Raw genomic sequence first — 20,071 nt, 5'->3', positions numbered from 1 at the left:
GGGCCGGGCTTCACCGCCGGTCTTCCCAGCCGTGCTCAGCAGGGACCAGGGCCAACGCCTTCTCCGATGCGACGAGCTGATCGTTGGACATCGGCAGATTCAGCGGGCCCGTGGAGGCGAAGGCGAGGTGTCCATCCCGCCTACCGGCCAGGCACGGCGCCAGGGACACCGCCTGCTTTCCACCGACCGCTCGCTCACCCGCGAATCCCTCGCGATCACTGCGGTGTCCTCACCCGCGAGAACCGCTCACCGGGCCTCGTGTCGGATCCGCTCCCGAAACCGCCGCCGTTCGACGGACGGTCCGCCACCCTGCGTGCGCAGCAGACCAGCGGTCCAGCGCAGGGATCACCACACGTCACGCCCCCCGACGACACTCCGAAGAGGCCGAAGTGGCCGGGGGGATCGTGGTCTTCAGCGCAGCAGACGGCGCGGCGCCGGCGGAAACCGGCAGCTGCTGCCGTCGGGCCCGGCTAGCCGTTGACGGATCGCATCCCTGCCTCGTCATAGCGCTCACCCGCGGCCTCGGGCAGCTCCGCGTCGATGCGGGCCACGTCCTCCTTGGTCAGCGCGATGTCCACCGCGGCGGCGTTCTGCTCCAGGTAGGTGCGGCGCTTGGTGCCCGGGATCGGCACCAGACCCTCGCCCTGGGCCAGCACCCAGGCGATCGCCAGCTGGGCCGGGAGCACGTCCTTCTCGGCGGCGATCTCTTTCACCTTGGCCGCCAGCCGCTGGTTCGCCTCAAGGTTGGCATCCTGGAAGCGAGGGTTCTGGCGGCGCCAGTCGTTCGCGTCCAGATCGTCAGGCGAGGCGAACCGGCCGGCGAGGAAGCCGCGGCCGAGCGGCGAGTACGGCACGAAGCCGATGCCCAGTTCACGGCAGGCGGGCAGCACCTCGGCCTCCACGTCCCGCGACCACAGCGAGTACTCGCTCTGCACCGCGGTGACCGGGTGCACGGCGTTGGCACGCCGGATGGTCTCCGCGCTCGCCTCGCTCAGGCCGATGCAGCGCACCTTGCCCTCGGCGACCAGCTCGCCCAGCGCGCCGACCGTCTCCTCGATGGGGACGTTCGGGTCGACCCGGTGCTGGTAGTACAGGTCGATGTAGTCGGTCCCCAGACGCTGAAGGGAGCCTTCGACCGAGCTCCGGGCGTGCTCGGCCGAGCCGTCCTGAGGGCCGACCGTGCTGATGTCGCCGGGTACGGCGTCGTCCATCCGGTAGTTGAACTTCGTCGCGATCACGTACTCCTCGCGATGCCCCCTGATCGCCTCGCCGACGAGCGACTCGTTCGTGAGCGGCCCGTACATCTGCGCGGTGTCGAGGAAGTTCACCCCGAGGTCGAGGGCGTGTCGAATGGTCGCGATCGCCTCCTCCTGATCCGTGGATCCGTAGAAGGCGGACATGCCCATGCATCCCAAGCCGATGGCCGATACCTCAAGGTCCCGCAGACTGCGCTTCCGCATGCCCTCTCCCAGCTCTTCTCTGCACACTCGTTCGTCGTTCGTCTGACGGCACGAAGCCCCTCGTCCGTCCAGGGACGGTTTCCACGACCAGGCATCCCGTGAGGGGCGCCGGGTCCACGGGCTTCGTGCGCCGTGGTGTCTGCGACGCTATGACGTGGAGCGCACTCCAACGCAAGTCGACGCTCAGGCCGAGCCGCATCTCGAACAGATCGCTCCGCGTGACCACCGGCTGGTCGCGAGGCTCCCCCGCGGGCACTGCCAGTTCCAGACCGGAGTATGAGGCGGACCCGTGTTCGCACGAGACTCTTCCGGACGGGCTGATCCGGCGACCGCGTCCGCCGGTCCGGGCACTCCGCGGCGACAGCACCCCATTGTCTCGACCGCGGCCGACCGGCTCGACGGAGCCCTTCGAAGTCCACCGGCCCGTCTCATCGTCGACGCACCGGTGGAATACCGGTCAGCCGTTGCCGAGTCGGCTGTCGGCGTGCCGGTCGATCCAGGCCAGGGCCGACGCGCGTTCGGCCTCGGTCGGCGCAGGGGTCACCTGGTCCGGGTACCGGATCAGGTAGTGATCGCGGGCGGTCCGCAGGCCCATCGCGCGGGCTTCTGGGGAGAGGCTGGGGTTCTCCGCGACCTCCTGGGCACGCTGCCACCAACTCCTGCTGCGGGGATTGACGGAGTAGTGCCACAGGGGCTGTTCAGGGTCGGCCACACCGATCAGCACCCGGTGCAGGACCTGCTCGCGGATCCCTGGGGTGCCCAACAACCGGTCTGCCACGAGCAGCGGGTGCTCCCCGTCGAGACGGGCCCGGACCAGCACCCAGGTCATCAACTGGCCCACGTCGTGAGCGGGCGAGGTGACGAAGTCCCACAGCTCGGCGGCCTTGGCCTCGTCGGGGGCACCGAGGTGCGTGAGGAGCCGCTGCGTGTCCTTCCACACGGGCCGGGCTCCGTTCCACCAGGCGACCAGCTTTCCCGCGGCCGGATGCTCCAGGTCGAGGGCGAGGCAGGTCAAGGTGACGACCGGGTGGCGCCATTCGGTGTACGTGGTCCGGTACATCTTGGTGAGGTCTTTCAGCCGGCGCGGCAGCACCGCCTCCACATCGGCACCCGTGGCCAAGCCATGGGCGAGGAGGAGTTCGAGGCAGAAACCGAGCCCCTGCAGACCGGTCTCCGGGTCGGCGACCCGCTCCCGCAGCCAGCGCACGTCGGTGTCGGTGAGGGTCCGGAACCGGTGCCACAAGCGGCCCAGGGCCCCCTCGTAGGCGGTGAGATCGGGTCCCTTGCCGGACAGGAGACCGTCCCGTGCGGCCTCGTAGCGGTCCACGGCGGCCAGTATCTCGGCGGGCTCCATGCCGACGAGCACGGAACGGCCGGACCGGAGCGCCTCCTCGCGTACGAGATCCGCCTGGTCACGGGCCGCGTCCGCCGCAAGGACACGCAGCACGTGCGGCAGCTGTTCTTCGGTGCCGAAGCGGACCGCCGCGAGGGCGGCGAAGGAGCGGCCGGCGCGGTGGTCCGCCCCCGTCTCCCGGCGCCAGTCGGCCGTGACGGCCCCGATCAGCGCGTCGTACAGCCCGCGCAGGCACGTCTCCGGGGTGTCGTGCGCGGTGAGTTCCGCCGCGAGGGTGGCCGCGGCCCGTACCGCGTCGGGCTCGCGGAGCGACCGGTGCAGCGCCAGCCAGGCGTGGACCGAAGCGCGGTCGCCGGCGAGCGCGAACCCCCGCACTGTGTCGAGGCCCCGCTCGGACGGCACCCGGCACAGGACGGCGGACGCGTGGGAGCCGAGGACGCTGACGATCTCCCATGCCTCGTCGTGGCCGTGGCGCAGCAGCGCGTGGAGCAGTTCCCGCCAGGCGCTCCACTCCGCGAGCCGCCCCTCGTACGACAGCCGCCAGGCACTGAGCAGCCGCTCCGTCTCGTCGGGTGAGAGCCCGTCCCGCCGCTCCAGCGAGACCGCGAACCGGGCGACCGCGGAGAGGTCCAGGGGGTCGCTCAGCCGGTCGTGGAGCCACTCGGCCTCGGCAGGGGTCAGCGACCGGTACCGGAGGGAGGAACTGCTGCGGTCCACCGGCTCATCGAGCGCCTGGAGGAACTGGCGCACGCCGTCGGGGTCCACGGGATCGGGCAGACCCGCGTCGTCCCGGTGGGTGACCCGGTCCATGCGGAAGGCGCTCCGCGGGCCGCCGTCGACGACCCGGAACCCGGCCGGCCCCTCGCCCTCGCAGAGCCCGGCGGCGACCGCGGCGTGGTCTCCGCCCCAGTGCAACAGCAGTTCGCCCGTCAGTGCGCCGGAGCGGTCGAAGGCACTCTGATGAGACTGCCAGTGCCAGTACGCGAACGACGTCGGGGCGGTGATCCCGCGCGTCGCGAGAAGTTCGGCGGCGTCCGTATGGCCGTCGGACTGGGTGAAGCGGCTCCGCCTCGGCGGCGGCAGCACGAGGAACCCGTCGCCGCCGAGTTCCCGCCACCAGGTCGTGATCGTGGCGAGGTCCGAACGTCGCCGCGCCGTACGGTGGCCCAGCGGGGCGGTGTCGGGGCTGTTCACGTGATGCTCCTGGAGTCTCCGGGGTCCGTCCTGGACGAATCTCAATCCGGGACTCACCCTGTCACAGGGGTCTGACATCCCCCTGCACGATGCGCCCCTCCCGTCTCATCCCGGGAGGAGCGCCTTCGTGTGTCCAGCCCAGGAGCACTCAGGCCATGGCCAAGTCCTGCTGAGCCGACAGAGATTGTTCGTTCATCCGCTGTTCGCGGGGTGGGTGACCGCGGCGCTGGTGGATCGAGCCGGGCGATGATGGCATCACCGACACGCTGCAGTTCCTCGTCGTGGCCGACGCTCTGGAACCTGCCGCCGCGTCGAGGCAGGGCCAGTTGTTCGCGGAGCAGGGGCAGGGCCGGTACCGCGAGGGGGCCGCCCGGACGCGGCCGTGAGCCACCGTCAACAGTCGTCCAGGACTCCGCTGCCGCACCGGTGTCGGTGTCACGGCGGCGGTCACGCCCCCGTCCGGCGGCGTCTCCGAGGCGGGTCATCGATCGTCTCGGGCACTCGCCCCGAACCCCGTCGATGGGGCGGAAGTGCCCGACGGGCTGCCGCAATTACAGGTTCGCCAGGCCTTCGCGCCAGCGCTTCGCCGCCTCGGGCTGCCTGGTACGTGCGGACGGCGCGGTCTCGATGAGGTGCAGCAGCGTCCAGGCCAGACCAAAGCACAAGTCCTCACCGAAACACTCGGCCAGGACGTGCGCCTCGTCGTCCGTCACCGGCCGCTCGATGAGATCCAGGAGGGTTGCGGCGCACTCGACCGCGTCTCCCAGCGCGTCATCAGGTTCACCTGTCTCGGAGGGGAGCGTACCGAGGGCCACGAAATCACTGACCTGCCGCCGAACCATGAAAGTCCTCCCTGAGCTACGCCCCGCCTGTCAGGGGACTTGGGCGGGGCTGCCCCGAGGCCAGAGGCGTCTGTGACCATGACTCGCGCAGACTACTACCGGCCCGGCGCCCATCCGGCGGTGCGTCGTTCCGCTGTTCGGTCCGGTCGCCGCGCCGTCACCCGGCGGCGGCCAGGCGGCGGCGCAGTTCCTCCTCCGAGACGTCTTCCGTATGGGTCAGGAAGACCCACAGGTGACCCGAAGAATCTTTGAGGATGAGGGTGCGGTCACCGTGGAACATGTTCGTCGGCGGCTGAAGGATCTCGGCGCCGGCGGCCTCCGCACGCTCCGCCAAGCTGTCGACGTCCGGCACAAAGACATGCAGGGTGACGGATGTGCGGCCACCGAGCGAGGTCGGCGCGGCAAAGGAGCCTGCCCCCGTCTCGTCCACGCCGGCGTCGCCCAGCATCAGCGTCGACCGTCCGATGGTGATCTCGGCGTGCAGAACCCCGCCGCCCGGAGCGTCGATCCGGAAGTCCTCACGGGCGCCGAACGCCCGCTGGTAGAAGTCGATCGCCGCGGCGGCGTCGTCGACCATGATGTGCGGGATCACGGCGTAGCGGTAACGGTCGGGGATCTCGATGTCAGCCGTGCGCTCGGTCATGGCGAACCTCCTTGAAAGGCACCGCTGGTCAGTTCCTATGGCTCTGCAACGACCGTAAAAGCTCAAGTTTGGTTCAGGTCAAGGGACCAGTGTGTCCGGCATCGGCACCTGCACAGGAACCCGCTCCAGACCCGGAAGACGGCACCACCATCCGCCCGCGCCTCAGCGAAGGGGCCGGCCGAGGAGGACCGCCTCTTCAAGGCCGTGGTGGCCAGGCTCCCGGACTGAGGCGGCGCGCCCGCCGCAGCCCGTATCGTCGCAAGACCAGTTTCGGACACAGGGCCCGCGCGCCAAAGAAGTCGGACCCGAACCCACCCTCAACCCACCCTCGTGGACAACTCCACGGACATTTCCCATTGAGGCCGCAAACTCCGTCATCGATCCGTACTGGCCTCCTTGGTGGTGCCGGTGCGGACCGGAAGAGTGAGCAGCCCGCGCGATCGCATCGACGGCCGCCATCGCAGTTCGCCCGGCGACACGTCCAAGGCCATGCCGGGGAAACGCTCGAAGAGCGCGGACAGCGCGATCTCGGTTTCCATGCGGGCCAACGGAGCGCCCAGGCAGTAGTGGATGCCGTGGCCAAGAGCGAGGTGGCCTGTGGCGTCGCGGTCGATGTCGAATCGGTCCGGGTCGGTGAAGCGCTGCGGATCCCGGTGGGCGGCGGCAAGAGACAGCAGGACCGTCTCACCCGCGGGGATGGCCACGCCGCTGATGGTGACGTCCTCGGTCGGAAACCGGCGGATGGCCAGAGGCATCGGACCGTCGTAGCGGGCCAGCTCCTCCACCACCGCGCTCAGGCGTGTGGGAACCGCCCGCAGCTCGGCCAGCTGGTCGGGGTGGCGCAGCAGAGTCAGGACCGCGTTTCCGATGAGGTGAACCGTGTTCTCGTATCCGGCGACCAGGATGAGGAAGGCCAAGGACGTCAACTCGTCCTCGCTCAGCCGGTCTTCCTCATCGCGCACGGCGATCAGCGCGGAGAGCAGGTCATCGGCCGGGGCGGTTCGCTTGTCGGTGATGAGTCGGGTGAGGAACAACAGCAAGTTGCCGACCCCTTCCTTGGCTTGGGACGGCCGCGTTGGATCGGGAGCGAAGAGAGCGTCGGTCCATGAACGGAAGTCGAGCCGGTCGGCCGGGGCTACGCCCAGCAGGTCGCAGATCACGGTGATCGGCAGCGGCGCGGCGTACGAGGCGATCAGGTCCGCGCGTTCAGCCGCGGCAATGGCGTCCAACAGCTGGTCAGCGGTGCGCTGGATCGGCTCGCGCAGCTGCTCGATCTGGCGCGGGGTGAAGGCCCGGGACACCAGGCGCCTGATGCGGGTGTGGTCCGGAGGGTCCATGTTGAGCAGGTTCGCGTCCAGCGCCGGTGGTAAGGACATGCCCCGGTACCCGCCGGCCGACGCGTTGCGTTTGTCCAAGGAGAGCCGCGGATCGGCGAGCGTCTCGCGTACGTCGTCATAGCGGGTCACCAGCCAGGCAGGCAGCCCGTCTGTCCCCGTGATCCGGTGAACGGGTCCGGCTTCGCGGAGCTGTGCGTACACGGCGTAGGGATCGCGGGCGAGTTCCGCGGGGTCGATAGGAGCCTGGTGAGCGGGAGTTGTATGGGTCATGTCCCGACCCTACTTATCGATGATCCGTACCGAGCGGCGCCGCCGGATTGGGCGGAATTCCGGAAGCCGGCGTTGACAGCCCGAGGTACGTGCGAACCGAATTTCTGCTCCCCGCGCACGCAGCGGGGGTCCCTCAGGAGCAGGCGTAGTTGAAGGTCGCTTCCGCCTCGGCCGGCTTGCCCTGTTGCGCGATCCGCAGGCGGGCGGTTCCCCGGAAGCTGCCGGGGCCGCGGACCGTCCAGCGGAGGTGCACGGTGACCCTGCGGTCGCCCCGGCGAGCCATGTGGACCAGCTCGCCGGAGTCGTGGCCGTCGCTGCGCAGCCAGTGGTACGTCACCGGGCCGCCGCGGCCGTCTGTGGTCACGACGCCGACGAGATCGGCGGTCTGTCCGCAGTGCAACCGCCCGGCGGGCGCCCGGACTTCGACGGCGGTGACCGTCGGCGCGGGGGACGGGCGGAGCAACAGCCAGAGGAGCACGGCCACGGCGGTCAGGAAGGCGGTGGTGGCGATCCAGGCTCGCTGTCTTCGACGGTGGGGGCGGCTGTCACGTCGTACGGGTGCCGTGGGCCACTGGGCCCGGAGGACTTCCTGGGCCTCGACGGGGATGCCGGGGCCGAAGCGCAAGATTATCTCGCCGTCGTCCTCGCCGGTCGGGCGTGGTGTAGTTGCCTCGGGGGGTGTCGCTGTCCGGGGTCCGTCGGGGGTCCGGTTCCGGTTGCCGAGCACAGTGGCCTGGTCGTCCGAGGCGGGGGCCCGGTCGTCCGAGGCGGTGGGGTGGGGCTGGTGCGGGGCGGAGCGGGTGCGGCCGGGCATGGTGAGCTGCTCGTCCGGAACGGCATCCCTGGGCCTGTCCACTTCCGGGACCACGGCTCGGGGGCTTGTGCCTTCGGAACCCACGTCCCGGGCACCCGCGCCCGCGGAACCCAAGTCCCCGGCACCGGCGCCCTCCGAACCCAAGACCCCGGTACCCGCGACCTCTGAATCTGCGGCTGCGGGCGCTGCGGCTTCAAATCCGGCGGCTTCACCACCGGGAGCTCCGGAAGCGGCGGCTGCGCCTCCCTCCGCCAGGGTGCTTACGCGCTGCGCGTTCGCCCCTATATCATCCACCGCTGACACCATTGGCCCCGTTGGTGCCGTTGGTGCCGTTGGTGGCAATGACGTCGTGGTGATCTCCGGGGTCGCCGCGGCCACCGCCGCGCGGAGCTCCGTACGTCGCAGGAAACCCGCCGGGAGCGCCGCGCGCCCCGCGACCAGTGCCGCTCGGGCCGCCGCGAGCCCCTCGGAACCGGCGGTGGCGGAGCAGTGCGCGAACAGAGCGGCCGCCGGGGTACCGGTGCCCGCCCATTCCTCGCCGAGGGTGCTGGCCAGGCCGGCCCAGGCCGCCACGTCGGCCTCGCGGCGCGCGCAGTCCGGCGCGCCACCCAGCACCGTGCCCAACGCGGCCTCGGCGAGCAGGGCGACGCCGTCCGGTGCGAGGACGACGTTGTCCGCGTCCAGCGCCCCGTGGGCGAGTCCGGCCGTGTGCAGGGCGAGCAGGCTCTGCGCGGTCTCGTTCAGGACACTGGCCGCGCTGCCTGCGTCGAGGCCCGTACCCCCGCGGGCCAGCAGGTCCGTGAGGGTGGGAGCCGGTGGACGGGCGGTGATGAGCCACACCTCCCCCGCCTCTGCGACGAGGTCGACCGTGCCGAGTACCCCGGGCAGCCGGAGCTTCGCGACGGCGAGCACGGTCGCCGCGAGCCGCTCGCGCGTGCCCTCCGGTGTGAGCAGGGCACGGTCGATGCGCAGCGCGCCGAGCTCGGGCTCACCGGTCCGGCCCGGGAGCAGCGCGCGCCAGGTGCCGTGGCGCGCGTCCCGCGTCCAGCCCGTCAGGGGGCGCCCGGCGACCGTGGTGGTTGTCGTCATGTCGATCCGTTCTCGCCGTCGGTCGTCGTCGCTCAGCACGGCGGAGCGTCCAGGGAGGCTGTCTGCGGTCCGTTCGCGGCGGCCGGAGTGGTGGTGAGCGTGACCATCCAGGTGCCCCGGCACGGGTGGTTGGAGAAGTCCGCCTCGAAGGTCACGGGGTAGTGCGTGCCGCCGGACAGCACCTCGGTCCGGTTTCCGTAGGGATCGGCGGGCGTGTCGACGTAGTAGTCCGCCGTGACGGTCAGGGACCCGGTCCCGGTGGTGTCGACGGTGACGTCGGCGATCAGCGTGCCCTGGGTCTGCCCCCGCCGCCAGGAACCGACGGTGATCGTGACCGTGCCGGGCGTCGGCGAGGCCGGGGGTACGGTCGTCGGCGCGGGCGGTTCCGCCGGCGGGGCCGTGCTGGCCGAGGTCGTGGGTGAGGCCGACGGGCTCTCCGGGGTGGCCGAGGGGGTGACCGAGGACGTGACGTCGGCCGTGGTCGGGACGGCAGTGGGCGTACCGGAGGATGAAGAGGCGGGTGGTGTGGGCGAGTTGACCCCCGACGGCACCGAACTGGCCACCGTCGTCGCCGTGTCGTGCGGACGGGCTGCCACGGACGTCGCGCCGCCGGCCACGACCGCCAGCGCGGCCGCCCCGGCGGCGGCCTTCCATCCGCTGCGCCTCACCCGCCCCAGCAGGGTCAGGGCGCGGGCCGGTGCGTCGAGCGTCGCTGTCGCGGTGAACGGGAACAACAGGGCCAGCAGCGCGGTGAGTTCGGCGAGTCTGCGACGGCCGCGTTCCTCCCAGTCGGCGCCGTACCCCTCGGTGGCCGACCGTTCCAGGTCGGCGAGGAACGCCTCGATGCCCGGCCGGTCCGCCGGGTCCTTGGCCAGTCCCCTGCGCAGCAGCCCGCGTACCGGATCGGGTACGTCGTCCAAGGGGACGGGGGCCCGCAGGTGCTGCAGGCGCAGCGCGGTCACGTCGTCGCCGGTGAACGGGCGGCGCCCGGTCAGGCACTCGTGGAACACGGCCGCCGCGGCGTACACGTCCCCCGCCGGTCCCGCCGGTTCGCCCTGCCACTGCTCGGGCGCCATGTAGGCGGGCGTGCCGGCGGCCTCGGTCTCGCGTCCGGTGCGTACGGCGATGCCGAAGTCGGCGAGCGCGCTCGTGCCGTCGGCGCGGACCAGCACGTTCTCCGGCTTGTAGTCGCGGTGGACCACCCCGGCCGCGTGGGCCGCGCCGAGGCCCAGCAGCGAGCCCTTGAGCAGGACCAGGGCGGCCTCGGGGCCGGTCGCCCCTTGCCGGCGCAGGAGTTGGCGGAGGCTGACGCCGTCCACCGCCTCCATCACGATGGCGGCACCGCCGCGCGCCTCGACGTACTCGTACAGCCGCACCACGCACGGGTGCCGCAGCCCGCCCAGCAGCCGGGCCTCCGCGCGGAAACGGGTGAGGAACTCCCGGTCGCCGTGCAGGCGCCCGCTCAGGTACTTGATCGCGACGGGCACGCCGGTCGTGGTGTGCCGGGCCAGTACGACCCGTCCGCCGGCGCCCTCGCCGAGCATGCGTACGGGTTCGTAGCCGGGGACGGCCCAGTCGCCGCCCTCGACCCTTTCCGGATCCTGCGTCATGCCGCCCCCTCCACGGCCGCGCCCACCGTCGGCCTCGGCTCCGTATCCTTCGCGTGATGGCGGCGGCGCACACGGCGCGTCAGCCACCGCACCGGCGCGGACCACACGGGGAAGGCGACCAGGGCGACCACGACGGCCTCGATCACCGTGGTCCACGGCGGGGACAGCCACCCGTCCAGCAGGTCGCCGATCCGGGAGCGCCAGGCCAGCAGGGCGAGGGCGAGGAAGCCGTACGTGCCGACGACGACCGCGAGTCCGTACGCGGCCATGCCCGCCTGCCGAGGCCCGGGCCGGCTGCCCGCGCGCAGGTCCTGCCAGAGGCCCTTGCGGAAGTAGGCGCCGGCCTCCTCACGCAGCCGCGGCACGCGCAGCGCGTCGGTCAACGCCTGGTAACCGTCCAGCGGCATCAGGGGGTTGAAGTTGTAGAGCGTGTTCAGGTAGAGCCCGAAGGCCAGTTGGAAGAGGACGGCCGAGGCCGGTCCGGCGGGCAGGGAGGCGGCGCCGGCCGCGCACCAGCCGGCCAGCGCCCCCGTCGACAGCGGCCCGGACAGCGCCACGACGACCCGCGACCAGCGGGTGCCGAACCACATGTCGCTGGTGTCCACGAACGCGAACGGCATGCCCATCATGAGCAGGAACCCGCCGCGCCTGACCTTGCGGCCGTACGATTTCACGGCCAGCGCGTGCGTCAGCTCGTGGACGACCAGGGCGGACACGTATCCGGCGGCCAGGAGCACCGGGCCCCAGACGCCCGCCCCGCCGAAGTCCAGCAGGTGCTGCCGGCGCTGCGCGACGAAGAACGCGGCGAGGCCGCCGATCACCGACAGCCAGACCAGGGCCACGCCGGTCCGGCTGAAGAACCGCCAGCCGAAGGCCTGGTAGAGGCGCGTGACGGTCCGGTCGAGGCCGGGGACCGAGATCTCCAGTTTCAGCAGCGCCCGGTACACGGCCCGTCCCGCGCGGCGCCAGCCCTTGCGTTCCGTCTCCTCGGTGCGGCCGGGCAGGCCGCGCAGCAGTCCCGCGTTCGCGAACGCGGCGAGCGCCGTCTCGATGCGCGGGAGGGCGAGCTCGCCGAAGCGGTCGGCATACGCGAACAGCAGGTCCCGTACGGTGTTCTCGCCGTCGACGGCGTGCCACAGGAAGACCTCGCGCTCGTCCAGCTCCAGATACACGCCGGTGCGGGTGTTGTTCAACACCCAGTGGGGTTCGCCGCGGTCGGCGGGCACCTGCTTGAGCGCCCAGCCGGAGCGGCGGCGGGGACGTGCGGTGAGTGGGCCGTTCGCCTCCGGTGCCGCCTCCTGCTCTGTGCTGGGGAGTTGGGTGAGCTGGGTGCCGACGACCTGGGTGCGCTGGCCGATGTGGGCGTCGCGGGGCTGTTCGAACATCATGCGTACGTCGCCGACGGACAGTTCGGTGCCGTCGGCGAGGTGGGCGGCGCCGCCGTGCAGGTCGACGCCCGCGACGGCCGTGCCGTTGAACGAGTCGAGGTCCTCTATTCGGAAGCCCGACTCCGTGCGGACGATCCGGGCGTGGCGGCGCGACACACTGGCGTCGGGCAGGACGACGTCGCTGTCCGAGCCCCGGCCCAGTGTGGTGACCGGGCCGGTGAGCGGGACGAGCAGGGCGGGGTCGTCGAGGCCGCGCAGGTGCGGCGCGGCGTACGACGTCGGTGCCGCGCCGCGGCGGAGCGTGCCGCAGTACAGGCAGTACGGGAAGTCGCGCCGCACGTGGACGCGGCAGGCGTGGCAGAGCATGCGTCGGCTCAGCCCGCGCCGGAGCCGCTGAGAGACGTTCCGCCGGAGAAGCCGCCGTCGGTGTCGGTTCCGGGCGCGGAGGGCGAGAGGTGGGTGGCGATGCCGCCGAGGCCGGGGGTGCTCACACCGCCGCGCACGCTCTCGGCGCCGCCGAGGATGCCCGCGCGGCCACCGCCGCCGCCGTCGCCACCGCCGGGTTCTCCACCGCCGCCGGGCCGGCGTCCGGTGTTCTCCTGGCTGCCGCCGCCGCTGCCGTCGTCGCCGCCACCGGGTTCACCTCCGCCTCCGGGGCGTCGGCCGGTGTTCTCCTGGTCTCCACCGCCGCTGCCGCCTTCGCCCCCGCCGCCACCGGAGCCGCCGTCGTGACCGTGGCCGCCGCCCTCTTCGCCGCCCCCGCCGTCGCCGCCACCATCACCGCCGCCGGAGCCGCCGTGGCCACCGCCCTCGCCGCCGGAGCCGCCGTCACCGGTTCCGCCGCCACCTTCACCGCCTCCGCCACCGCCTTCACCAGCGCCACCGCCGCCCTCACCGCCGCCGGGCCGACGTCCGGTGTTCTCCTGGTCGCCGCCACCGCCACTGCCACCGCTGTCCCCGCCACCACTGTCCCCGCCACCGCTGTCTCCGCCACCACCCTCGCCGCCACCGCTGTCTCCGCCGCCACCGTCCTCGCCGCGGTCGTAGATGCCGCCGTGCCCGAAGTGACCGGCGTCGCCGCCGCCTTCCCCACCGGAGCCACCGCCGTGCCCCCCGAACTCGCCGAGGCCGCCACCGGATCCGGCACCGCCGTCACCGAAACCGGAACCGGCGCCGCCGTGGCCCAACCCGCCCAGACCGCCATCGGTACCGCCGGAACCGAACCCGCCGGAACCGAACCCGCCGGAACCGAACCCGCCGTCGCCGAACCCGCCGTCGCCGAAGCCGCCGTCACCGAACCCGCCGTCGCCGAAGCCGCCGTCGGCACCCCGGCCACCGAATCCGCCGCCGGTACCACCGTCACCGAACCCGCCGAAGTCACCCGAGCCGCCGTCGGAGCCGCCCTCGGCGCCCCCACCGACATGCCCTCCGAGCCCGCCGAGGTCCGTCCCCTCCTCGTTCCCGAACCCCCCGAAGTCACCGAACTCACCGAGTCCGCCGCTCACGTCGACCGGCGACTCCTGGACCAGCCCTCCGCCGAGCAGGCTCTGGGCACCGGTGGCGGAGACGTCGAAACCGCCGACGCCCTCGTGGCCGTCAGCGGGAGATGACAGGTCGGGCGCGTGGTCGACGGAGGCGTGCTCACCGGACAGGTGGTCGGCCGGGACGGCCGGGACGTCATGGTGCGCCAGGGCGTGTGCAGCGCTCCCGAAGAACAGGGACGACTTGGACAGCCGCGGATCGAGTGCGGCCGGTCCCCCGGCCGTGCCGGACTCGACGCGGAGGGCGCGGAGCTCGCCGACCTGCGCGGCTGTCAGGCCGAGTCTTCGGGCCACCTCCTCGGTGTCACCGTCGAGTTCGGCTCTGAAGGCCGGGTCGACGGCGAGGCGGGTCATGGCATCGCGAAAGGCGTTGTCGGTCATGTCCTCGGGTCTCCGTGGGTCTGCGTACGCTGCTGTCTGATCCCGGCGGAGCAGAGGATCCCCCGTGACCGGTGGCAACTGCCATTTCCGGCCATCCCCACCGATGCCTGCACGGACGGTTATATGGGGCATGGCATGACCCGCGCAAGGCCGGGAGCAGGGCACCCCGGCGAATATGCCTCCGGAAGGGGCGGCCGTCCCTGCCGCGCACCGATCGGATACGGCCACTGGTGAGGCAGTCCGGGCAGCCCGCCTCACCGGTTGAGGGGACGCCGTCGCCGTCCATCGTTGAATGTCCGGCCGGCTCTTCGGGATCAGCCCGGGCGGGGAACAGGCTCCAGCATGCGGATTCGCGGGTAGTCCGCCCTGTCATGGGCCCGGTCGGCTGGCCCCGCGTCCGATGGCGCCCGGCCGCCGGGTCGTACGCTCCGGCTCGGCTGGGCGGACGAACCGGAGCCGGTCCGGGGCGACTGGTTCCCGGTCACCCCGGGCTACGGCCGGCGCGCGCCGCCGTCCAGTTCACGGGTGAACGTGGACAGCACCGGACTCACGGCGTCAGGTCGAGATCCGGGATGCGTACGGTCTCCACCCAGCCGGGAGGCTGCGGTGCGCTGGAGCCGATCAGAGCCGCGATGACGCGGCAGGGCGGGTTCTCGTCGGGCCAGGGGGTGATCCCGTCGGTGAGCACCACGACGATGTTCGGGCGGTCCGGCGTCGCGAGCGCGGCGTCTATACCGACGCGCATGTCCGTGCCGCCTCCGCCGCCCAGGGTGATCTGCTCGGTGGCCGTCACCCGGGACACGGCCTGGACGTCGGCGTCGCACGCGAGCACGGTCACGCGATTGCCCCGTACGCCCACCTCGCGCAGGACACCCGTCACCTCCGCGAGGGCGGCGGCCAGTTCGCCGTCGCCCATCGAACCGGAGGTGTCGATGACCACGGCGACCCGCGGCAGCGGCCGGCGCAGGCTCGGCAGAACGACACCGCGCAGGGCCGGGGTGCGGCGCGAGGGGCGGCGGTAGGTGTAGTCGACGGCTCCGCCCGCCCATGCGGCGGCTTCCCGGACCGCGCCGGACAGCGCCTGCCGCCAGTCCACGGTGGGTTCCAGGATCTCCTGGGCCCAGCGTCGCCAGCCACCGGGCAGAAAGCCACGACTGCGTTCATGGGCGCGCATCGCGTCGGCCGTCTGCCGCCGCAGTGCCTGCGCCTCCACCTCGCCGATCCGGGCCGGCCCGGCGGAACCCGGCAGGTCCCACGGCGTGGGCCGGCCGTGGGCGCCCGATCCGCAGTCCGGCGTGCGCACCCGCGGCGGCAGCAGGTCGACGTACACCTCGAACAACTTGCCCTCGGGAAGGCCGAACCGGCGGGGTTCCATGCGGCCCTCCGGCAGCCGCAGGCCGTCGGCGAGGAGATCGTCGTTGATCTCACAGTCCTGCGCGACGTTGACGCGATGCCAGTCGTGCTGGTCGGCGGCGGGCAGCCGGTCGGCCCGGCCGTGGTGGTCGCGCAGCAGATGCGCCACCTCGTGCACCCACACGCCCGCGAGCTCGGGCACCGCCGTCGCCTCGACGAAGGCAGGGGACACATAGCAGCGCCAGTGCCGGTCCACCCCCATCGTCGGCACCTCGGTGCTCGGTACGACGGTCAGGCTGTACAACGCCGCCGCCAGATACGGCCGGTCGGCGGCCGCCCGGTAGCGGGCCGCCAGCAGTTTGGTCATGTCCAGGGCACTGCGGGCGTCTCCCGTGGTCCCCGTACGGCTCACCGGCCGCCGCCGGGCAGCGCCCCCGACATCTGGAGCAGGTCCAGGAACCCGTCGATGCCGGGCGGTACGGGCCAGTCGAGGTGCCGCATCGCGGCGAGGTCGGTGGCGGCCCGGGCGGCCACGTCGGGTACGCCCGCGTCCACCGCCTTGGCCAGCACCGTCCAGCCGGCCTCCCAGCGGGGCCGGGTGAGGTCGCTCTGGATGGCGGCGACCACCGCGATGAGGAAAGCCAGTTGCCGGTCGCCGCGGTCGGGCAGGGCGAAGGCGTCCGGGTCGGCGAGGACCCGGTCGGGGTCGGGCAGATCGAGGTGTTCGAGGTAGGACAGCAGCTCCAGACCCGCGCCGTCGCCGACGGCGCCGGTGAGCGCGGCGGCCAGTGCCTCGCGGCCGGCCCCGGCCGCGTACCCGGTGGCGAGCAGCTTGAGGGCCATCTCCCAGGTCCGCGGGGACGGCCAGGACCGGCCTCGGCTCTCGGCGTCGCCGGGAAGGTGGTGGACCAGACCGGGCCGGGCCGTGAGGAAGCCGGAGACGGCCCCGCGGGCGCGTGCGACCGCACCGGACACCCTGGCGGCACCGACGACGGGCACGGTCACCTCCGGCCAGGTACCGGCCATGCCGCGGGCGACCGTCCGGGAGTCGTGGGTCCATTGCAGATGGACGAACCGGTTGGCGAGCGGCGGGCTGAGATGCCAGCCGTCCGCGGCGCTGGACGGCGGGTTGGCGGCCGCGACGATACGCACCGCCTCCGGCAGGACCAGGCTGCCGACCCGTCGTTCGAGCACCACCCTCAGCAGCGCCGCCTGCACGGCCGGCGGCGCGGAGGACAGTTCGTCGAAGAAGAGCAGGCCCTGTCCGGCCCGAGCGAGGCGCACCGCCCAGTCCGGCGGAGCCATCGGGACTCCGGTCACGGCCGGGTCGTCCCCGACGATCGGCAGCCCGGCGAAGTCGGAGGGTTCGTGCACGCTGGCGATGACCGTCTCCAGCGGCAGGCCGAGCCCGGCGGCGAGCTGCTCCAGGGCGGCCGACTTGCCGATACCGGGCTCTCCCCACAGCAGTACGGGCTGATTGGCCGTCACGGCGAGGGCCAGCGCCTCCAGTTGCGGGTTCGCGGCGGGCTCGGTCCGGACCGCGCGCAGCCTGCGGTTGAGGTCGTCCGCGGCCGCCAGCGGGCCGGACGGCGCGGTGGGGACGGTGCGGTCGGTGCTCAAAGGGGCCGCTCTTCCTCGTGGTCGGGCTCGTGCGCGTCGTCCGCGTGGTCCTGCTGTTCCTCGTCATCGGGTGCGGCGAGGTCGGCCGGGTCCTCCGCGAAGTACCGCTCATCCGTGTCGAATTCGGCTAGGTGGGCCAGGCTTTCCGCCGCGTCCCGGTCTTCCTCGCCTTCGGGTTCGACGGGGGCGGCGGGGTCGTCCGCGTTCCACTCCTCCCGCGAGTCCATCCATTCGTCCCACCACTCGCCGCCGACGCCCGGATGTTCCTCGCGTACGCGTTCATGGAGGAAGGCCAGGTCGGGCCGCTTGTACCGGCGGACGAGCTGGGCGAGCGACAACTCCGCGTCGTCGATGACGTCGAGCCGCGCCCCGGCGGCGACGAGCGCCTCCACCAGGGACGTCGCGCCGAGGTCGTTGACGGCGACGAACAGCGGTGTGCGCTCCCGCCGGTCGCGGGCTTCGAGGTCCAGGCCCTCCGCGAGCAGCCGCGGCAGCAGCGTCTCGTGGTCGAGCAGGTTCAGTACGTGGAGCAGGGTGCGGCCGCTCTCGTCCCGCACCCGGGGATCCACACCCGCGTCGAGGAGTTCCAGCACGCCGGGGGTGTCACCGTGCTGGGCGCGCAGGAACAGTTCGTTGCGCTGCGCGCGCAGCGCCTTCGGCAGACGGCCGTCTCCGGACGTCCACGTCTGCTCCACCGCGAAGCATCCGGCGACGGCACCGCCGAAGGCGCGCAGGGCGCGTTCGCGCTGCTGCTCCTCGTCGGTGTGCGGCATACGCAGCAGGGATCCGGGCCGGAAGCCCACCTCGTGCCATTGCCCGCGGCATCTGACCTGTACGGGTGTGGGCGCCGTCGGCCCCGGCGGGCCGAACCGGCCGTGCGGGACCTGGAGAGCGGGGAACAGGGCCTCACGGACGAGCGGGTGCAGATGCTCGGGTGCGACGCCTCCGGCGCGCATCAGATCGAGGTCGGGGAGCCTGCGCCACAGTGCCTCGGCGAGGACGGGTTCGCCCTTGGCCTTGTCCCAGTCGACGATGCGCGCCCGCAGCCCGCGGGCGTCCGCGGGCTCAAGCAGGACGAAGCTCCGCCAGTGCGTGGTGGGGACGAGGAAGCGATCGGAGACGCCCTCGGCCGCCTGGCGGCGGATCTCCGGCTCCAGGCGGGTGTGGTTGAGGGCGATCCCGTCCAGGAGCCGCTCCGGTTCCTCGCGGTACCAGGACTTCTGCGGGAGGGTCAGGTCCAGTTCGATGCCGAGGGCTGCACACGCGGTCCGGGTCTCGCCGCTCTGGTGCAGCAGCGTGGCCCACTCGGCCCGCGCCGCCGGGTCTCCGTCGCCGGGATCGGCCGTCGGCAGTTCGTCCGTGTCGCGTGGAGTGCCGTCGGCGTGGAAGAACGGCGGCCGGTCCGTGCCGCCACCGCAGCGTTCGCGCAGCTCCGCGGTGTGCCGGACATCCCACAGGTGTCGCGCTTCGCGCCAGTCCTGCGTGGGCTGCCCGAAGCCGCCTGCGGCCCGGTCGTCGTTGACGGCCGCGAACCGCAGCGCGACCCGCTGCGGTCCGTCCATCATCGCGGGGGTGGTGACGTGCAGGAACGGGGTGTCCGGGCGGCCCGTGTCAGGGGTTCCCGGGCGGTAGCACGCGAGGACGACGGTCGTGTCCTTGGCGAGTGTGGTGCGCCCGCCGAGTGTGCGGGGCAGGTGCCAGCGCAGCAGGTCCGGGGCGAGGTGACGAAGGTCGTCCTCCAGCGCGGCGGCGATGTCCTCGCCCCAGCGGCCCGCGACATCGGACAGGTCGAAAGCGACGTCGACGTGGGCCGCCGCGCAGGCGCCTCGCCAGTCGTCGGCCAGCCGGCGTTCGCTCGCGCGCTCGATCATCCAGCGGGGCACCGCGTACTGGCGGATCCGGCGCCGGCTCGACACCTCGTCCGGGAGGAAGCACCGCAGGTCGCCACGAGAAGTCAACGGTAGACGCTCCCTATCGCGCGCAGGTCGGGATGCGCCCCGGCGGCGGGCCGCAGACGCCGGGTGAAGGACCGCTTCACATTACGGGGCAGGCCGGGTCCCAGACCGACGTACTCCAGGGACGAGTTGTCGGGTACGGCCGCCAGCAGGGTTTTCGCGCCCCGCCCGGTCAGGCCGGTGTGGCACAGCTCCAGCCGGCGCAGCGGGCTGCCCGGCAGCGCGGCGGCGAGCGCGTGGGCGCCTTCATCGCCCGGGGTGTTCGCGGGGGCGCCGAGGCTGCGTTCGGACAACGGCCTTCCCAGGTCGAGTGCTTCGATCCCGTCGAGGCGGTCGGCGAGGGCCCGGACACCGGCGGGGCCGATCCCGTTGCCGCCCAGGCCGAGGCGCACCGGCCGTACGGGGTCGGCCGCGGCGGCGAGGATCGCGGCGCCCTCGTCTCCGAGGTGGTTGGCGGGGAGATACAGCTCGCGCACACCCGCCTCGCGGATGAGCGCCGCCAGCAGGGGGGCGGCGTCGGCGGTCAGGCCGTTGCCGCCGAGGAAGAGGCGTTCCACCGGGCTGGTCCGGCCGGCGAGGGCGTCGAACAGGGCGCGCAGACCGTCGGTGGTCAGACCGGTGTTGACCAGGTCGAGCGTGCGCAGCGTGGTGTTGCGGCGCAGCATCGCGGCGAGCGAGCGGGCTCCGTCGTCACCGACCGGGTTGCGCTTGAGCCACAGGGCGTGGACGGTGCCGTCCGTCGTCAGCGCGTGGGCGAGCGCGGTGACCCCGTCGGGGCCTATGCGGTTGCAGCCGAGGTAGAGCGTGCGCAGGCCGTGGCCCTCGACCAGTGCGTCGGCGACCGTACGGGCGCCGTCGTCCCCGATGGCGTTCGTGCCCAGCAGGACGTGGGTGGCGTACGCGGAGGCGGCGGCGACGGGCATCAGCCGCGCGACGCCGACCGCGCCGAGTCCCTGCTTGCACAGGTCGATGCGTCCGTCCGCCCGCACGGTGCCGAGCGGGAAGATCTCGTCGGCCTCGACCGGCTGCGCGGACCGCAGGCGGTCCAGCAGCGGCTGCAGCGCGGCAGGGTCGCTGACCGGGATGTCCGGGTGCTCGATCGCGGGGCAGCGTACGGGTGTCGGCTGCGTCATCACCACTCCACCGGTCCATCGCCGGTGCCCGGCTCGCCGAGGGCGGCATCGCCCTGCGACCGCCCGGGACGAACCGACGCCAATCGA

At 72.7% G+C, this 20,071-nt stretch carries 13 protein-coding genes; 1 reads left to right on the top strand and 12 read right to left on the bottom strand.

The annotated features are described in order from the left end of the window. Positions 1-470: 470 nt before the first annotated feature. From ACIQRL_RS32355 to ACIQRL_RS32320, 8 genes are all read right to left on the bottom strand, one after another. Complete coding sequence (locus tag ACIQRL_RS32355; protein ID WP_401338209.1) at positions 471-1,460, bottom strand: aldo/keto reductase; 990 nt, start codon at positions 1,458-1,460, stop codon at positions 471-473. Positions 1,461-1,917: 457 nt separating this feature from the next. Continuing rightward, positions 1,918-4,008, bottom strand: coding sequence for a hypothetical protein (locus tag ACIQRL_RS32350; protein WP_401338207.1), 2,091 nt, complete (start codon positions 4,006-4,008; stop codon positions 1,918-1,920). Between the two features lie 551 nt (positions 4,009-4,559). Continuing rightward, entirely contained in the window at positions 4,560-4,850 is a 291-nt protein-coding gene (locus ACIQRL_RS32345; protein WP_401338205.1) for a hypothetical protein, read from the bottom strand. 157 nt (positions 4,851-5,007) lie between these two features. Beyond that, positions 5,008-5,493, bottom strand: coding sequence for a VOC family protein (locus ACIQRL_RS32340; RefSeq protein WP_401338203.1), 486 nt, complete (start codon positions 5,491-5,493; stop codon positions 5,008-5,010). Between the two features lie 374 nt (positions 5,494-5,867). Continuing rightward, positions 5,868-7,100, bottom strand: coding sequence for a cytochrome P450 (locus tag ACIQRL_RS32335; RefSeq protein WP_401338201.1), 1,233 nt, complete (start codon positions 7,098-7,100; stop codon positions 5,868-5,870). Between the two features lie 133 nt (positions 7,101-7,233). Continuing rightward, positions 7,234-9,003, bottom strand: a complete 1,770-nt coding sequence (locus tag ACIQRL_RS32330; protein WP_401338199.1) for a hypothetical protein — start codon at positions 9,001-9,003, stop codon at positions 7,234-7,236. 32 nt (positions 9,004-9,035) lie between these two features. After that, entirely contained in the window at positions 9,036-10,613 is a 1,578-nt protein-coding gene (locus tag ACIQRL_RS32325; RefSeq protein ID WP_401338197.1) for a protein kinase, read from the bottom strand. Continuing rightward, the gene (locus tag ACIQRL_RS32320) at positions 10,610-12,367 is read right to left on the bottom strand and encodes an FHA domain-containing protein (RefSeq protein ID WP_401338195.1); all 1,758 of its coding nucleotides are present in this window, start codon (positions 12,365-12,367) and stop codon (positions 10,610-10,612) included. The genes ACIQRL_RS32325 and ACIQRL_RS32320 overlap by 4 nt, the downstream gene beginning before the upstream one ends. Before the next feature lie 89 nt (positions 12,368-12,456). Here ACIQRL_RS32320 and ACIQRL_RS32315 point away from each other — a divergent pair, with 89 nt between their 5' ends. Next, complete coding sequence (locus ACIQRL_RS32315; RefSeq protein WP_401338193.1) at positions 12,457-13,611, top strand: hypothetical protein; 1,155 nt, start codon at positions 12,457-12,459, stop codon at positions 13,609-13,611. Positions 13,612-14,470: 859 nt separating this feature from the next. Here ACIQRL_RS32315 and ACIQRL_RS32310 read toward each other — a convergent pair. From ACIQRL_RS32310 to ACIQRL_RS32295, 4 genes are read right to left on the bottom strand one after another with little or no spacing between them, the layout of a single operon-like run. Beyond that, positions 14,471-15,643 carry a VWA-like domain-containing protein gene (locus ACIQRL_RS32310; protein ID WP_401338191.1) on the bottom strand — a complete coding sequence of 391 codons (1,173 nt, stop codon included), beginning with the start codon at positions 15,641-15,643 and terminating at the stop codon, positions 14,471-14,473. Between the two features lie 41 nt (positions 15,644-15,684). Continuing rightward, the gene (locus tag ACIQRL_RS32305) at positions 15,685-16,896 is read right to left on the bottom strand and encodes an AAA family ATPase (RefSeq protein ID WP_401338189.1); all 1,212 of its coding nucleotides are present in this window, start codon (positions 16,894-16,896) and stop codon (positions 15,685-15,687) included. Beyond that, a complete protein-coding gene (locus ACIQRL_RS32300; RefSeq protein WP_401338187.1) occupies positions 16,893-18,854 on the bottom strand; it encodes an ankyrin repeat domain-containing protein in 1,962 nt (653 codons plus the stop codon). The genes ACIQRL_RS32305 and ACIQRL_RS32300 overlap by 4 nt, the downstream gene beginning before the upstream one ends. Then, positions 18,851-19,984: a gala protein gene (locus tag ACIQRL_RS32295; protein ID WP_401338185.1), complete on the bottom strand. Its 1,134-nt coding sequence runs from the start codon at positions 19,982-19,984 to the stop codon at positions 18,851-18,853. Before ACIQRL_RS32295 ends, ACIQRL_RS32300 begins: the two co-directional genes overlap by 4 nt. Between the last annotated feature and the right edge of the window lie 87 nt (positions 19,985-20,071).

The sequence above is a fragment of the Streptomyces sp. NPDC091209 genome (assembly GCF_044757755.1).
GTDB lineage: Bacteria > Actinomycetota > Actinomycetes > Streptomycetales > Streptomycetaceae > Streptomyces.
This window is presented reverse-complemented; position numbering and strand designations above follow the sequence as displayed.

Bases quoted from the DNA above. Each gene is read 5' to 3' on its own strand.
- ACIQRL_RS32355 (WP_401338209.1), bottom strand. From the start codon at position 1,460: ATGCGGAAGCGCAGTCTGCGGGACCTTGAGGTATCGGCCATCGGCTTG.
- ACIQRL_RS32345 (WP_401338205.1), bottom strand. From the start codon at position 4,850: ATGGTTCGGCGGCAGGTCAGTGATTTCGTGGCCCTCGGTACGCTCCCC.
- ACIQRL_RS32340 (WP_401338203.1), bottom strand. From the start codon at position 5,493: ATGACCGAGCGCACGGCTGACATCGAGATCCCCGACCGTTACCGCTAC.
- ACIQRL_RS32335 (WP_401338201.1), bottom strand. From the start codon at position 7,100: ATGACCCATACAACTCCCGCTCACCAGGCTCCTATCGACCCCGCGGAA.
- ACIQRL_RS32330 (WP_401338199.1), bottom strand. From the start codon at position 9,003: ATGACGACAACCACCACGGTCGCCGGGCGCCCCCTGACGGGCTGGACG.
- ACIQRL_RS32325 (WP_401338197.1), bottom strand. From the start codon at position 10,613: ATGACGCAGGATCCGGAAAGGGTCGAGGGCGGCGACTGGGCCGTCCCC.
- ACIQRL_RS32320 (WP_401338195.1), bottom strand. From the start codon at position 12,367: ATGCTCTGCCACGCCTGCCGCGTCCACGTGCGGCGCGACTTCCCGTAC.
- ACIQRL_RS32310 (WP_401338191.1), bottom strand. From the start codon at position 15,643: ATGACCAAACTGCTGGCGGCCCGCTACCGGGCGGCCGCCGACCGGCCG.
- ACIQRL_RS32295 (WP_401338185.1), bottom strand. From the start codon at position 19,984: ATGACGCAGCCGACACCCGTACGCTGCCCCGCGATCGAGCACCCGGAC.